Here is a 15,890-nt window from a genome sequence, read left to right as displayed (position 1 = left end):
TTTTGCATAGAAAGAGGGATAGCGCTAGCTGCAATCCCTCTTTTTTTATCTTTCAGGATTCTTTCTCAAGTCCGAAACTTGCAGGCTCAGAGTTCCCTTGCAAAGCCTTATCACGTGGGTACACAGTTGCAAAATAGTATACAGCCCCTATCAACAAGACAGCGATGGCCAATAGTGGGACAGAATAATTTATATACCAAGGTTGATCGGGTGAGCGTGGCCAGCATAGATTGACAATGACAAATAAACCCCAGAAAAGAGATAAAAGATTTACGCTTAAACCCCATCTTCCTAAATTCCAAGGCGAAGTGGTTGAATTCCACCCGCGTCTTCTTGCTATAAGTGCCCCCACTGTCACACTTAAGTAAGCGAGATAGATTCCGACTACGCAAATGTTAACAATATAAGACTCTGCTGAAGCAGAAAGGACTAATAGTATCGTAAAAATACCACTAAATATAATTGCTGCTACTGGTGTATCATGCTTTTCTGACATTTTGGCCCATAGCTTAGAGCCGGGAATTTTGTTGTCGCGGCCAAAGGAGAATAATAATCGAGATACGGTGGCCTGAACAGCCGTGCCGCATACGAAAATTGCAATTAAGGCTAAAACGACAAAAGCATTGGAAATCCCGGTGCCTAGGTTTTTATTAAGAATGTAAGTTAAGGGGACCTCCGCTTTCATTGCCTGATCAAGGTCAGGAATGGCAAGTACAAACGCCCACAGAGCTAACCCTCCAATAATAAAAGTCAATAATAAAGAAGATGTAATGGCTTTCGGAACAACCTTACGAGGATTAATCACCTCTTCTGCTAGACTGCCTGCAGAATCAAAACCAAATAAAACCCAAGTGGAGGTTAGCATGGCAACAAGGAATACAGGCAAATAGCTTCCTGTCCCTGCGGTACCCGCCGTTTCAAAAGTAAAGCTGAAGGGATGATGAATTCCAACTGCAAAAAGGGCAATCGCCAACACAATCATGGCTACGATTTCTGCGATCATTCCAATATTATTAATAATGGCCATCAATTTTACGCTGAATGCATTGATAAGGGTTTGAAGGATTACTAAGACTGCCGTAATTAGGACAAGTACTGTATGATTTTTTGCATCCATGCCAATTAGCTGAGCTATATAAGGCGCCCCCCCAAAATCAACAGAAGCTATGGTTGCAAGTAATGCGATCAAATAAATCCATCCAGAAAACCATGCATAGGTATTGCCTACGAGATGCTTCGTCCATTGATAAATAGAGCCTGCTACTGGATAGTGAGAAGCGACTTCACCCATCGTAAGTCCTACGAGGAGCTGGCCAACGAACACAATAGGCCAACTCCAGATAAATGCCGGTCCTCCTGTAGTTAAACCAAATCCAAACAAACTGAATATACCGGTGGTTGCCGAAATAAAGGAAAACGAAATGGCAAAGTTGGAAAAGAAATTAAGATTCCTCTTTAATTCTTGTTTGTAGCCAAGACTAGCAAGGTCCGCTACATCTTCTTCAATGGAATGTACTTCTTTAGACAAACACATTCAACTCCTCTTGAAATGTATGGAATACTTCTTTCTATTGTCCGATTACAATCCCATCCTCCTCTTTCCATGTGACCCTTACACAATCACCTGGTTGACAGATCTGATCCCCTTTACTTTGCATCATTGCTACAATTCTCTGTCCTTGAGGCAGCTGTATTACCGCGCGAATAAAAGAACCTACATAAATGAGTTCCTCTACCGTTCCTGAAAGGAAGTAGGGAGCCTCTTCGCCATGGGCCAGAAGCTTTACCCGTTCTGGTCGAACCGACAAGAAATTCCGATTGGATAGACCTTTAGGATCACGTATCTTTCCACCTACCTTTGTTCCTAACAGATTGAGAACATTATTCTCTTTTGTTGGCGAAATTTGAATTTCAAACAGGTTGGTATCACCAATGAAGTCAGCGACGAATTTGGTGGAAGGATTTTCGTAGATTTCTTTAGGTGAAGCAACCTGTTCAATCACTCCTTTATTCATGACGGCAATGCGGTCTGAAATGGTCAATGCTTCTTCTTGGTCATGGGTTACATAAATAAATGTAATTTCCAATTTTTGCTGGAGATGTTTTAATTCAATCTGCATTTGTTTTCTTAACTTCAAATCAAGCGCGCCCAAGGGCTCATCAAGAAGTAATACCTTTGGATTATTCACTAAGGCTCGTGCCACTGCTACACGTTGCTGCTGACCTCCACTGAGCTGACGCGGTTTTCTATCTCCGAAATTCTCAAGTTGAACGAGGCGTAAGGCTTCTGTCACCCGTGCCAATCGCTCTGACTTTGGAACCATTTTCATTTTTAATCCATAAGCAATATTCTCATTAATTGTCATATGTGGGAACAAAGCATAGTTTTGAAAGACCGTATTTACATCCCTTTTATAAGGAGGGATACCAGAGACAGGTTTCCCATCAATCCAGATTTCTCCTTCATCCGGTTCCTCAAATCCTGCAATCATTCGTAGAGTCGTTGTTTTCCCGCATCCGCTTGGACCAAGCAAGGTCAGAAATTCCCCAGGCCTGACGTCTAAATTAATGCCTTTGACAATGAGCTCATTTCCGAACCCCTTTTCCACTTGCTGAATTTTTACAATATAATCCATTTTCGTCTCTCCTTACTACTAATCTACTTCTCTATTCAATTTTGTAACTATGACAATCATAACCACAGAAAAAAGGAAGATGAGAGTCGAAATTGCATTAACCTCGGGTGTAATTCCTCTACGAAGCATGGACCAGATCTGAACGGGCAGCGTCAATTCCCTTCCTGTCAAGAAATAACTAACAGCGATTTCATCGATCGATAGGGTAAAGGATAATAAGGTTGCTCCTATCACTGCTGTTTTGATATTAGGCAGTGTGACATAAAAGAACGTCTTTAAACGTGTAGCTCCTAAATCCAAGGATGCTTCCTCAATGGCCCGGTCCAATCTTTTAAGCCTAGCATAGACCTGTGTCATCACCACAGCGATAAGGAATGTACCATGACCGATAAGTATCGTGATTAAGGACAGCTCGACTCGCATCATAACAAAGACACTCATCATCGCTACACCTGTGATAATCCCTGGCAAAATCATGGGAAGGAGGACAATTCGCTCAAACACGATTTTACCGGGAAAACGGAAACGATCCACCACAAAGGCTGCAGGAATACCAAGGATCAAACCGATGCTCGTTCCTGCGAGAGCCACTAGAACACTGTTCTTTAGCGATACCAACAGAGCGCTATCTTCAAGCATGACACTATACCATTTTGTAGACCAGGTTTGTATGGGAAAGCTATTGACAGCGTTGCCATTGAAGGAATATACAACAACTACAATCATCGGCAAATAAATAAAAAGAAAGATAAGCCCAGAGGAAACTCTAAGGCTCGCCGAAATCCAATCAAAGCGTGATGCCTTCCCCATGATTACACCCCCTTATTTTCTTTGACGTTTTCAAAGCCGGATGTCCTTTTTTCCAATCGATGTGTTACCTCTAGGATCACTAGAACTAAACCGAGAGTCACGATTCCAATGGTGGAACCCAATGGCCAGTTGTTGGCAACCCCAAACAAACTGTATACGACATTCGAGATCATCATACTGCTAGTTCCTCCTAATAATTGAGGTGCCAGAAAATCCCCCATGGTCAACACGAAGGCAAAGGTCGCTCCGGCAATCACCCCTGGCAAACTAAGCGGCAAAATAACCTTGAAAAAAGTTCGAAACCTTCCTGCCCCTAAGTCTTTTGATGCTTCTTGCAGATTACGAGGGATATGCTCTAACGACGTGTAAATCGACATTAGCACCCAAGGAGTATAAATATGCGTTAAAGCAAGTACAACAGCATAAGGGCTATATAGAAATACCTCTAATGGTTTGTGAATAATACCTATACTGATCAATACACTGTTTAAAATCCCATCCTGCCCAAGAACAATCTTCCATGCGTATGCTCGAACCAAATAACTGACCCAAAGTGGAATAATGACCAGTGTATACATGAGCTGTTTATTTTTCTTCACCTTAAAGTTAATAAAGTAGGCCAGAGGATAACTGAGCATCACACTAAAGATGGTTACTAGGGACGCAATTTTTAAGGTTTTCAAGAGTGTCCCATAGTACAAATCATTAGTAAAAAATTTCGTATAATTATCCCATGTAAAAGTATGAACAATGGTACCAAAATCCACCTTCCAATAGCTGTTCAAGAAAAGGGCGACATAGGGAGTGAATAGAAATACAGACAACCAAATGAGAGGTGGAATGAGCAATACCAATAATCTAGGGTTAAATCGTTGGTGCTTCCTTTTTTTTCGACTGGTTGTCTGTCGTACCTGTGTAGAAATGTTAACGGACATTTACGCTTCCTCCCTTAAATAAAGCCATAACTAGCAGTCTGCCCGCCATATATAGCTGTTAAAACCTTTTACTGTGCTTTTACCTCATTCCAAACCTCGTTGTATTGATTTCGGTCTTTTACAATTTGCCAAAAATTAATGCGCTTCATATAATTTTCCATATCATCGATATGAATGGATTTTGCTTGCTCCGGTGACATGTGTTTCGCCGCATCCTTATTCGCTACCCCATACCCAGTGGCATCACTGACCAACTTTTGCGTCTTTGCATCCGTCACATAATTGATGTACTTTTCAGCCAGCTCCTTATTGGGAGAAGATTTAACAATCATTAGTCTATCGATCCAACCGGTAATTCCCTCTTTTGGGATCACTTCCTTTAAGTTTCTTCCAGTAGCATTAACTGTTGTTGGAGTAAGCGGCCAACCTACGGCTAAGACAACCTCTTTATTGGAAAATAAATCATTAAGCTCTCCTGCACTCGTCCAATATTTACGAATTTGAGGCTTTAAATCTAGTAATTTTTTCTTAGCATCCTGCAGTTGTTTATTCGTCATGTTGTATAACGCAGAAGGATCTTTTTTATCTAATCCATCCATTTGTCCAGCTAGGTAAATATTTGAAATATCATCCCACAAGGACACTTTGCCTTTATATTTTGGATCCCAAAAAATATTCCAGCTATCCGGCTCATTCTTGATGACATCAGCATCATAAATCAAAGAATCCGGTCCCCAAGTAAACGGAATTCCGTATACTTTTCCATCTTTTTTGACATCATCCATCTCGACGAGCTTAGAAGCTAGTCTTTTATAATTTTGCACATTGTCTAAATCAATAGGTGAGACTAGATTCTCCTTTACTAAATAACCAGCTACATCAGAGGAAGGGGATATGACATCATACACGTTCCCTCCGCCGCCTTTCAGTTTAGAGACAAGCTCATCACTGGATCCAAAATAGGTAGCGGTAACTTTTACCCCATATTTTTCTTCAAATCCCTTTACAAATTTAGGATCCGCATATCCTTCCCAAGTGAGAAGGTTGAGTGTTTTCCCATCACTCTTTGTTGTCTTGGGCTGACTGCTGCTTTGCTTATCTCCACCGCATGCAGTTAACGCAAGCGAGCAGCTCAATGCGAGTAAGACTTTGGACCATCGTTTTTTGTTCATATAACATTCCTCCTATATACAATCTACCTAAATTAAATGCAATAATTGTGCCAATATTAAAAAAATATTAAAAAACGCAGAATCATACCGATTCTGCGTTTTTGAGAGCTTAAATTCTATTGGCTGTAATGCTCCGCTGCATCATAAAAGCATGAATTGGACTTAGAAAGCATTACATTATATCCATCTTGTTTAACTTTCGAACAACAGTTGATTGATTGATTTTTAATAGGTCTGCGATTTTGTACGTACTAGATGCCATCGTTCTCGCCTTCTTGATTAATTCTTTTTCAACCAAATCAATCGCTTCCTTTAAAGGAATAACCTTATTGATTATAATCGGTACCTCTCCATCTATACCTAAGAGTGACTCTTTGAATTTAGGCGGCAGTGCGTCCACTTCTATTGTCTCGCCATCAGAAGCAACACACAACCACTCGACAGTATTTTCTAGTTCTCGTACATTCCCTGGCCATTGAAATCTGCTCAATAAGGACATTACTTCGGTTGAAAATTGTTTTTCAATCCCATCTCTAGCAATTATCTTCTCTAACGATGTTAGGAGTAATGGGATAATATCCTCTGGACGTTCTCTTAAAGGCGGAATAGCTAATGGAATGACATGAAGGCGATAATAAAGGTCTTTTCTAAATTTTCCGTTCTCCACTAATTCTTCTAAATTCTGGTTCGTAGCTGCGAGCACTCTAACATTGACTTGAATCACCTCAGAACCTCCGACCCGATAAAAAGACTTATTCTGTAGGACATGTAAAAACTTAGCTTGCATGGACAAGGGAAGTTCTGCAACTTCATCTAGAAAAATCGTCCCTCCATTTGCAAGCTCAAAAAGTCCCTTCTTTCCTTGGCGCTTCGTACCTGTAAAAGCCCCATCCTCGTATCCAAACATCTCACTTTCCATAAGCGTTTCAGGTACTGCAGCACAGTTTATGGACACAAACGGTTGGTGCTGTCTTTTGCTCATCTTGTGAATAAGTCTTGCCAACTCCGACTTTCCATTCCCTGATTCCCCCAGAAGCAGAATAGTAGAATCACTCTTTGCTACCTTAGAAGCGAACCTGAAAAATTCTTTCATTCTACCACTTTTGATGACGAAATTTTCCTGCCTTAGAATGTCAATAAAATCATTTTGGCTATGCAAAGTAGGTAAGAGGAAGCGGGGCTCTATAGTTGAAATATCCTTTGAAGTACAGATCACCCGATAGATCTCAGCATTTTTTTCCCAAAGGATATTCGCCTGAACAAGTAGCCGCTTTCCATTTGCCGTTTCCTGAAGAATGGATATATTCTCTTTTTTGCCGATTGCTAAAGCAATGGCAGAAGGGAAAAAAACACCTTCTTGTTCTAAATCCCTTACATTTCTACCAATCAACTGTTCTTTCGAGCAATTATAAATCTGTTCACACTTATCATTAACTTTGAGTATTTTTCCTTGCCCATCCGCAATGATGATGTCATCAATGGATATATCGATGAGAACCTGGGCTTCATCTCGATATGCAGCTTGCTCTAGTGATTCTGCTTGTTTTGAATTTCTCATGATCAGTGCCATTCCGTCTCCAAAACCAGGAATTATTTCAACACCCACCTCAGGAGCTTGCAAATTAGTGAACCTCTGATAACGATTTTCCCACATATTTTGTATTTCCCTGGGCAAGTCCTTTATGGTATTGACAGCCTGAGTAGTTTTCAGTATTTTCCTTGCAGATGTATTAAAAATTAGAACTACTCCCTCAGGATCAATAATAATGACCCCTTCCTCGAAATGTTGAAAAATTCTCGTCATAAATTTCCAAGTTAATGCAGATGGACCACGTTCTAGCATATATCCTCCTAATAAACTAGCAATTTTTGAAATTCATTAAATTACAATTAACATTCGATAGCTACCTCTTCAAACGGCCAAGCTGGGAGCATCTTTCTGAGTGTTTTGTCCTCTCTATACCCAAGAGCATACTCAGCCTGCATAATTGTATGAATTTCTCTTGTTCCCTCATAAATAACCGGTGCCTTTGCATTTCGTAAATAACGCTCAACAGGAAATTCATTTGAGAATCCATATGCACCGTGAATTTGCACGGCATCATTGGATGCCTCAAATGCAGCATCGCATGAGATCCATTTTGCCAATGAGGTTTCCTGCGTGTTTCGTTTGCCATTATTTTTTAACCAGCCTGCTTTAAAGACTAGTAAACGTGAGATCTCAAGATTTGCTGACATTTTCGCAATCATCTGTTGGACGAGCTGATGTTTACCGATTTCTTTGCCAAACGTTTTTCGTTCTTCGCAATATTTTACACTTGCCTCTAGGGATGCCATAATGGTTCCGCAAGCACCAGCTGCTACAGTAAATCGGCCGTTGTCCAATGCAGACATGGCAATTTTAAATCCCTCTCCTTCCAGCCCGAGCATATTTTTGGCAGGAACTCTAACATTATCTAAAAACACTTCACCAGTATTTCCGGCTCGGATTCCAAGCTTCCCTTTAATAGCTTTCGTTGAAACCCCTGCAAATGTTCTCTCAACGATGAAACAGGAAATGCCATGATGCTTCGATCCCGGACTCGTTTTAGCAAAAATTAAAAAGTGATCTGCTACGTCACATAATGAAATCCAGGTTTTTGACCCATTTAATAGAAAGTAGTCTCCTTCCTTTACAGCTGTCGTTTCCATCGCCGCCACATCCGAGCCGGCATTCGGTTCGGTCAAACCAAAGGCTCCAATTTTTTCTCCGGCCGCTTGAGGAACAAGATATTTTTGTTTCTGTTCTTCCGTCCCCCATTGTAATAGAGTCATACTGTTTAATCCCGTATGAACAGAAACTGCTGTACGGAAGGCGGTGTCCCCTCGTTCTAACTCCTCGCAAACGATAGCGAGTGTATTATAGTCCATTCCCACCCCGCCATATTCTTCTGGGATACATACCCCCATCAACTCTAATTCTGCTAAACGTTTTAAAATATTTGTTTCAAAATGACCTTTCTCATCCCATTCCTTAATGAAAGGGATGATTTCTCGATCGACAAAGGATCTAACTACCTTTCTCACGCTATTTTGTTCATCTGTTAATGAAAAATTCATTTTGCTACCTCCTTATATAATTTGGTCTTGTTTCATCTTCTTTATTTCTAATAGTGAATAGCCGAGCTTTAACAGAACTGCTTCCGTATGCTCACTATGCAATGGAGGATGACAATCCATTTTCACCGGTGTTTTTGAAAATTTTAAAGGCGATCCGACTAGCTTTAGGTCTGTAATGGTTGGATGTTTTATTTTCACGACCATGTCCCTTGATTTGGCCTGGCCTGATTCCAACGCTTCTTTTACATTGTAAATAGGCCCATTCGGGATGCCTGCTTCATCTAGCAGCTGTTTCCAATCAGCTCTTGATTTCGTTTTAATCCTTGCTGCGATGATTTTAATCAGCTCGATCTTATTTTGTAGTCTACTTGAATTTGTTTGATATTTTTCGGTAAGCAGTTTTTCATCTTCCAGGAGGATAGCTAGTTTTCGATATTGCTGGTCATTTCCAACGGCAATAATAAAATCACCATCACTCGCTGTAAACACTTGATATGGAACAATATTCGGATGTGCATTACCGAGTCGTTCAGGTATTTGTCCGGAACAAAGATAGTTGCTTGCGACATTTACTAAAGAAGCAAGCTGGGAATCAAATAATGAAATATCTACTTCCTGCCCCTCTCCCGTCCGGCTGCGGTGCTGTATCGCTCCTAATATCCCGATACATGTAAAGAGGCCGGTAAGGACATCGGCAATTGCTACTCCCACTTTTGCTGGCTGTGCCTCTATTTCACCAGTAATGCTCATTAATCCCGACATTGCTTGGACAATATAATCGTAGCCTGGAAGATGGGAATAAGATCCGGTGCTGCCGAAACCACTTATTGATGCCAAGATAATTCCTTCATTTATCTTCTTCATTTCCTTATAACCAAACCCAAGTCTTTCGAGCGTTCCTAGCTTAAAATTTTGGACGACTACATCTGCATCTGAAACTAGCTTTCTTAATATCTCAATGCCTTTTTTTGATTTTAGGTTTAATGTGATTCCCTGCTTATTTCGGTTGGCACAAAGATAATAGGCACTTTCTCCCTCCACAAAAGGCGGCCCCCACCCTCTTGTTTCATCCCCGTAATCCACACTTTCAATTTTGATTACTTCCGCTCCCATATCACCAAGGAGCATCGTGCAATAGGGACCTGCGAGAACCCGCGACAAATCTATTACTTTGACTCCTTGAAGTGGCCCTGTCATAGAATGCCTCCCTTACTATAAGGCTTGTTAATAGAGTGGTCCGCTAAAAACTTATAAATCTACTGCTTAAAAAGCCAGCTAAAACATTCCATGACCAATTAAGTCACTGAAGGTTTCACTGGCTTTTATCAAGGTTTCTCCTTAGGAAAGAGGAGAAACCAAATGGGACAGTTATTATTAATATTTAAAAAATAATTTTTCAGAAATCCAATCCAATCGATATATATTTCACTTCTAAAAACTCTTCTATCCCGAAATGACCGCCTTCACGACCAAGACCGCTTTCTTTGTAGCCTCCAAATGGGACTTGGACAGCGGACGGCAATGCATCATTAAGTCCTACGATTCCATACTCAAGCTGCTCCGTGATTCTGAAAGAACGGCTTAAATTTTCCGTGTAGACATAGGCGGCCAGCCCATAAAAAGAATTGTTTGCCCGTTCAATGACTTCCTCTTCCGTCTTAAAGGTCGAGATTGGCGCCAGCGGACCAAAAATCTCATCCTTCATACATTCCATCTCGTCATTAATATCGGTTAAGATCGTTGGAACAAAGAAATAGCCTGTGTCATTGGCAGGTTTTAGCCCGCTATAAGTGACTTTTCCACCCTTTTTAAGTGCATCGTTGACCAATCCTTCAACCTTCTTATAGGCAGCTTTATCAATTAATGGGCCAATATCGGTTCCTGCTTCAAGCCCATTCCCAACCTTAAGCTTTTCCAATTCTGCCTGAAAAAGCTTAATAAATTCGTCGGCCACCTTCTCTTGAACATAAACCCGGTTCGTGCAAATACAGGTTTGACCAGCATTGCGGAATTTCGATTGAACAAGTCCAACAGCCGCTTTTTCCAGATTTGCATCGTCCATGACAATAAACGGAGCATTCCCGCCAAGCTCGAGCGACACTTTTTTTACATTTTCAGCTGCGCCACGCATTAACGTTTTTCCGACCTCAGTTGAACCCGTAAACGTTATCTTAGTCACACGTGGGTCCTTTAACCACACATCACCGATTTCCGCGGACCTCCCGGTAATGACATTGATTACCCCATTAGGAATGCCTGCTTCATGAGCAAGCTCAGCCATTTTTAGGGCCGTAAGCGGTGTTTGGGTAGCAGGTTTAACTACAACCGTACACCCCGCTGCCAGTGCCGGTCCTACTTTTCTCGTAATCATCGCGGCTGGGAAATTCCAAGGTGTAATTGCAGCCACGACCCCCACTGGCTCTTTTCTGACAAGGATCCGCTTATTGGGATGGGATGCGGGAATGGTTTCCCCATATATCCGTTTTCCTTCTTCTGCATACCAGGAGATAAATCCGTTTGCGTACTGAACCTCTCCCAATGCTTCTTTTAACGGTTTTCCTTGCTCAATCGTCATAATTCTAGCAATCTCTTCCTTGTTTTCCTCAATCAAATAAAACCATTTCATCAATAGCTGATAGCGCTCTTCAGCCGTTTTTTTCGACCAGAGCTTGAAAGCCTTATGGGCCGCATCAACAGCCAGCTGGGCTTCAAAGGCACCACCAGTTGGAACAGCACCTACAACTTCCTTTGTTGCCGGATTAATAACTTCAGTAAAAACATCATAGTCACTGCCAACCCAATCACCATTTAGATACATTGGGTAGATTTGATATTTTTGCTCTACGGTATCCATTTTATTTCCCTCCAACTGATAAGGCAGGATCATTCAGATAAACTGCTTCAATCGCTTCCTCAAGAATTTGTAATCCTTCTTCAAGCTGGTCGTCCGTAATCGTTAACGGCATAAGTATGCGAATGACATTACTAAAGAGGCCAGCACTTAGCAACATTAAGCCCCGCTCTCCTGCTGCTTTGACAATTTTACCGACCGCTTCTTTATCAGGGGTTTTGGACTGTCTATCCTTGACGATTTCCATCGCGCACATCGCCCCGAGACCTCTAACATCTCCAATACACTCAAATCGGTCCGCAAGTAGCTCCATTTTTTCAATGACCCGAGCACCAAGCTTGTCTGCGCGCTCATTAAGTTTTTCACTTTCGATAATATCCAAAACAGTCAGTGCGGCACGGCAGCCAAGAGGGCTTCCTGAATAAGTACCGCCGATTTCTCCCACTTCAGTAGCATCCATAATCTCAGCCCGGCCAATCACACCGCTGATGGGAACGCCTGCCCCCATTGATTTTGAAATCGTGATTAAATCAGGAACTACATCGAAATGATCAATCGCAAAATATTTTCCCGTTCGGGCGAATCCCGTCTGAATTTCATCGGCAATAAACAAAATGCCATACTGGGTACATAGCTCCCTAACCCTTTTAACAAAGGCGGTGTCAGGTACGATGAATCCACCTTCCCCCTGAACCGGTTCCATTACAACTGCAGCAATCGTTTCCGGTGCAACTTCAGCCAGGAGGAATTGTTCAAATTGTTCAATAATCATCGCACTGTATTTTTGTTCGCTCATTCCATCTGGTCGTCTGTAAACATATGGATATGGCGCTTTATAAACCTCTGGAGCAAATGGCCCAAACCCGAACTTGTATGGCTTCACCTTGCTGGTCATCGTCATTGTCATTAATGTTCTGCCATGGAAGCCTCTTGTAAAAGATACAATCCCTTGACGCTTTGTATATTTCCTCGCAATCTTTACCGCATTTTCAACCGCTTCCGCACCGCTGTTAAAGAAAGCGACCTGTTTGTCGAAATCCCCTGGTGCAAGCACGCAGAGTCTTTCGGCAAGATCGATGTACGATTCATACATCATGACATTAAAGCCTGTATGCACAAATTGGCTTGCTTGTTCCTGCAAAGCCCTCACCACTCTTGGATGAGAATGGCCAACGTTTAGTGTTCCAATTGCACCAGCAAAATCAATATAGTGATTACCGTCTACATCTTCGACAATGGCTCCTTGTGCTTTTTTGACAAAGGAATGGCAGTTATTGCTGATTCCTTTTGGGACAAATTTATTTCTTCGTTCCAAGATTTTCCTTGATTTCGGACCTGGTATCTCTGTTTGGAGCTTGACGTATTTCTTTTCCACTTTCGTGTTCCCCCTTTTTACTACACATACCTAATAATTGAATGTTATGCTTTCACCTGCTCTAAAACCTCTTTGAAGGTACTGACAACCTTATCAACCTCTTCATAACTGATGGTCAGCGCAGGCTCGACGCGGATGGTCTTCGAATTGATGAGTGTTCCGGCAACTAAAATACCTTGGTCAAACATTCCTTTTGAGACTTCATAGCCAATTTCATCTTTATGAAATTCAATTCCAATCATCAAGCCTTGACCTCGGATTTCTTGAACTTTATCTCCGTGTCCTTTCGCCGCTTCTTTCAGCTGTTTAAGGAAATATTCACCGACCACTGCTGCTCTTTCTGGCAGGTTCTCTTCAATTAAAATTCCGATTGTAGCAATCGCTGCTGCACAAGCCAATGGATTCCCGCCGAAGGTTGTGGTGTGCATGAACGGATTAGGGAACCAACTCTTAAACACTTCTTCTTTTGCGACTATGGCACCTGCGGGCATGACCCCGCCGCCGAAGGCTTTGGCCAAACAGATAATATCTGGAACGACGTCATACAATTCCGCAGCGAACATTTTTCCGGTACGGCCCATTCCTGTCTGTACTTCGTCAAAAATGAGAAGTGAACCATATTGATCACAAAGCTCACGAACCTGTTTTAAATAGTTTTCCGGAGGAAGAATAATTCCACCTTCCCCTTGAATCGGTTCTAAAATAACAGCCGCGACATCTTCTCCGACTGAAGCGCACACTTCGAAGGTTTTTCTCATCATGTCGATATCCCCGAATGGCACATGACGGAAGCCTGGAATCAATGGCAGGAACGGCTTACGGAACATTCCTTTTGCGGTACCTGACAGCGCACCTAAGCTTTTTCCATGGAATGCACGAGTGGTGGAAATAAATGTTGTCCGCTCACTGTACATTTTCGCAAGCTTTAGTGCGGCCTCCACACTTTCCGTTCCGCTGTTTGTAAAGAAAGCATATTTCAAATCACCTGGGGTGATATCAGCTAAGATTTTGGCCAGCATCGCTCTGAGCGGATCAAGCAGATCCTGGCTATGAAGAGCCTGACGCTTCAATTGATCAGTTACCGCCTTTACAACCTTGGGATTCCTATGACCGACATTGTAAATACCGAAGCCTCCAAGACAATCCACATATTCTTTCCCGTTTACATCCTTAAAGCAGGCTCCATTATCGGACCATTCAACAGCGGCAAATTGCCCTCCCTCAGTAACTGTTTTACGGTATTCCAGAAAACCTGGGTTTACATGCTCGCGGAAGCCATCAACAGTTTCCTTTGTGATCCAAGCCGCATCTTCTGCAGTTACCTGCTCTTTTTCTATTAAACTTAAAACCTTGTTAATGTAATCGCTCACATTTTGCTTCTGCTCACTCTTCGTCTCTCGTGTTAAATCGATACTCATATTATCTCTCCTCATCATGATTTAGTTTGAAAACCAGCCTATAGGCTCAACTTGTAAATTGATATTAATTTGCTTAATCTCCTGAAACTCCTCAAGACCAAATGTTCCTAGACTGCGGCCAATTCCACTTTGTTTATAGCCACCCCAAGGTGCTTCATTATAAGTAGGGTGATAGGAATTGACCCAAGTAATCCCTGCACGCACTTTCTTAATTACTCGAAGGGCCTTGGCGCCATCATTGCTAAATACTGCACCAGCAAGTCCATAAACCGTATTATTCGCTAGCTTTACAGCTTCGCTTTCATCCTTGAATTTTTGAATAACCACAACTGGCCCGAAAATCTCTTCCTGGACAATTTGCATTTCCTGCTTTACATCAACGAAAACAGTCGGCTCCACAAAGTATCCTTTTTCTAAGCCGTCACGAACGATTCGGCTGCCGCCGCATGCGACCTTCGCGCCTTCCTGCTTTCCTAACTCGATATAATATAGGACCTTTTCCAAATGCTCCTTGCTAACAAGCGGGCCCATCTCTGTTGAAGAGTCGCTCCCTGGTCCGACCTGTATTTTTTGAGCTCTTTCAACAAAGCGTTCTACAAACTTATCGTAAATACTCTCTTCCACTAGAATTCTTGACCCGGCTGAGCATACCTGACCAGCGCCGGCATAGATTCCAAACAGAGCATAATCGACCGCAGTTTCAAAATCAGCATCCGCAAAAATGATATTAGGTGATTTACCGCCTAACTCCAACGAAACCTTTTTCATTGTATCGGCAGCCGCCTTCATAATATGTTTTCCCGTTTTGGTGCCGCCAGTAAATGAAACCATATCCACTTCTGGATGGGTGGCAATCTCATTTCCTACCACTGGTCCTGCGCCCATTACCATATTAGCGACACCCTTTGGCAGACCCACTTCCTCGAAAATTTCGAACAGTTTTTTCGGTGTAACCGGTGTCACCTCTGAAGGTTTAAAAACGATTGTATTGCCTGCAGCTAAAGCAGGGGCAATTTTCCATACGCTCATTAAGAGCGGATAATTCCATGGAACAATCAATCCGCACACGCCAACCGGTTCACGAACAACCATAGCCTGCATCGGATCTGCTACATGATACGTATAACCGTCTGGCTTCGTAATCAGACCGGCATAATAACGGAAACAGGCAGCTGCATCACCGACGTCATATCCTGCCTCTCTTAATGGCTTGCCGTTATCCATTGTTTCTAGCTGAGTAAGTTCTTCTGCATACTCATCAATTTTGTCTGCAATTTTGAATAAATAGGAGGCACGTTCCTGTGCAGAGATTCCTGACCAGGCACCTTCCTCAAATGCTCTACGTGCGGCGAAAATGGCTGCGCGTGCATCTGAAATAGTGCCTTCTGGCGCATATGAAATAACCTCGCCATTTGCGGGATTAATGATTGGGCGTGTTTCTTGATTCTCCGCATCTTTCCATTCACCATCAATAAACATCTTTAGGTTAATCACTCTATTTTTTACCTCGACCATTATCAGTTCCTCCTTTTATTTCTCTCATTCTTTATTATTGCAAGAAGCGTGCCAAAACTTAAATCCTAGTAAATACATG

General features: G+C 42.1%; 12 protein-coding genes. All 12 read right to left on the bottom strand.

The features are described 5' to 3' along the window. Positions 1-52: 52 nt before the first annotated feature. The 12 genes from AA0X95_RS08675 to AA0X95_RS08620 all read right to left on the bottom strand — a co-directional run bounded on the left by AA0X95_RS08675 (position 53) and on the right by AA0X95_RS08620 (position 15,790). On the bottom strand, positions 53-1,528 hold the full coding sequence (locus tag AA0X95_RS08675; RefSeq protein WP_413307939.1) for an APC family permease: 1,476 nt from the start codon (positions 1,526-1,528) through the stop codon (positions 53-55). A gap of 40 nt (positions 1,529-1,568) precedes the next feature. Further along, on the bottom strand, positions 1,569-2,636 hold the full coding sequence (locus tag AA0X95_RS08670; protein ID WP_413307936.1) for an ABC transporter ATP-binding protein: 1,068 nt from the start codon (positions 2,634-2,636) through the stop codon (positions 1,569-1,571). Positions 2,637-2,654: 18 nt separating this feature from the next. Then, positions 2,655-3,446, bottom strand: a complete 792-nt coding sequence (locus AA0X95_RS08665) for an ABC transporter permease (RefSeq protein WP_413307932.1) — start codon at positions 3,444-3,446, stop codon at positions 2,655-2,657. A gap of 2 nt (positions 3,447-3,448) precedes the next feature. Beyond that, positions 3,449-4,381 carry an ABC transporter permease gene (locus AA0X95_RS08660; protein WP_413307929.1) on the bottom strand — a complete coding sequence of 311 codons (933 nt, stop codon included), beginning with the start codon at positions 4,379-4,381 and terminating at the stop codon, positions 3,449-3,451. 68 nt (positions 4,382-4,449) lie between these two features. Next, a complete protein-coding gene (locus AA0X95_RS08655) occupies positions 4,450-5,553 on the bottom strand; it encodes an ABC transporter substrate-binding protein (RefSeq protein ID WP_413307926.1) in 1,104 nt (367 codons plus the stop codon). Positions 5,554-5,725: 172 nt separating this feature from the next. Beyond that, positions 5,726-7,396 carry a sigma-54 interaction domain-containing protein gene (locus AA0X95_RS08650; protein WP_413307923.1) on the bottom strand — a complete coding sequence of 557 codons (1,671 nt, stop codon included), beginning with the start codon at positions 7,394-7,396 and terminating at the stop codon, positions 5,726-5,728. Between the two features lie 47 nt (positions 7,397-7,443). Next, positions 7,444-8,652, bottom strand: a complete 1,209-nt coding sequence (locus AA0X95_RS08645) for an acyl-CoA dehydrogenase family protein (RefSeq protein ID WP_413307921.1) — start codon at positions 8,650-8,652, stop codon at positions 7,444-7,446. A 12-nt stretch (positions 8,653-8,664) separates the two neighbouring features. After that, positions 8,665-9,849: a CaiB/BaiF CoA transferase family protein gene (locus AA0X95_RS08640; protein ID WP_413307918.1), complete on the bottom strand. Its 1,185-nt coding sequence runs from the start codon at positions 9,847-9,849 to the stop codon at positions 8,665-8,667. A 199-nt stretch (positions 9,850-10,048) separates the two neighbouring features. After that, on the bottom strand, positions 10,049-11,470 hold the full coding sequence (locus AA0X95_RS08635; protein ID WP_413309906.1) for an NAD-dependent succinate-semialdehyde dehydrogenase: 1,422 nt from the start codon (positions 11,468-11,470) through the stop codon (positions 10,049-10,051). A 37-nt stretch (positions 11,471-11,507) separates the two neighbouring features. After that, positions 11,508-12,878: a 4-aminobutyrate--2-oxoglutarate transaminase gene (gene gabT, locus AA0X95_RS08630; RefSeq protein ID WP_413307916.1), complete on the bottom strand. Its 1,371-nt coding sequence runs from the start codon at positions 12,876-12,878 to the stop codon at positions 11,508-11,510. 44 nt (positions 12,879-12,922) lie between these two features. Continuing rightward, entirely contained in the window at positions 12,923-14,296 is a 1,374-nt protein-coding gene (locus tag AA0X95_RS08625) for a putrescine aminotransferase (protein ID WP_413307913.1), read from the bottom strand. Between the two features lie 21 nt (positions 14,297-14,317). After that, positions 14,318-15,790 (bottom strand): aldehyde dehydrogenase family protein, encoded by a 1,473-nt coding sequence (locus AA0X95_RS08620; RefSeq protein WP_413309904.1) that lies wholly within the window; start codon positions 15,788-15,790, stop codon positions 14,318-14,320. Between the last annotated feature and the right edge of the window lie 100 nt (positions 15,791-15,890).

The organism is Neobacillus phoenicis (assembly GCF_047302305.1).
Lineage (GTDB): Bacteria > Bacillota > Bacilli > Bacillales > Cytobacillaceae > Neobacillus.
This window is presented reverse-complemented; position numbering and strand designations above follow the sequence as displayed.

Excerpts from the sequence above, each read along its gene's own strand:
- AA0X95_RS08670 (WP_413307936.1), bottom strand. The coding sequence starts at position 2,636 with ATGGATTATATTGTAAAAATTCAGCAAGTGGAAAAGGGGTTCGGAAAT.
- AA0X95_RS08665 (WP_413307932.1), bottom strand. The coding sequence starts at position 3,446 with ATGGGGAAGGCATCACGCTTTGATTGGATTTCGGCGAGCCTTAGAGTT.
- AA0X95_RS08660 (WP_413307929.1), bottom strand. The coding sequence starts at position 4,381 with ATGTCCGTTAACATTTCTACACAGGTACGACAGACAACCAGTCGAAAA.
- AA0X95_RS08655 (WP_413307926.1), bottom strand. The coding sequence starts at position 5,553 with ATGAACAAAAAACGATGGTCCAAAGTCTTACTCGCATTGAGCTGCTCG.
- AA0X95_RS08650 (WP_413307923.1), bottom strand. The coding sequence starts at position 7,396 with ATGCTAGAACGTGGTCCATCTGCATTAACTTGGAAATTTATGACGAGA.
- AA0X95_RS08645 (WP_413307921.1), bottom strand. The coding sequence starts at position 8,652 with ATGAATTTTTCATTAACAGATGAACAAAATAGCGTGAGAAAGGTAGTT.
- AA0X95_RS08640 (WP_413307918.1), bottom strand. The coding sequence starts at position 9,849 with ATGACAGGGCCACTTCAAGGAGTCAAAGTAATAGATTTGTCGCGGGTT.
- AA0X95_RS08635 (WP_413309906.1), bottom strand. The coding sequence starts at position 11,470 with ATGTATCTAAATGGTGATTGGGTTGGCAGTGACTATGATGTTTTTACT.
- AA0X95_RS08625 (WP_413307913.1), bottom strand. The coding sequence starts at position 14,296 with ATGAGTATCGATTTAACACGAGAGACGAAGAGTGAGCAGAAGCAAAAT.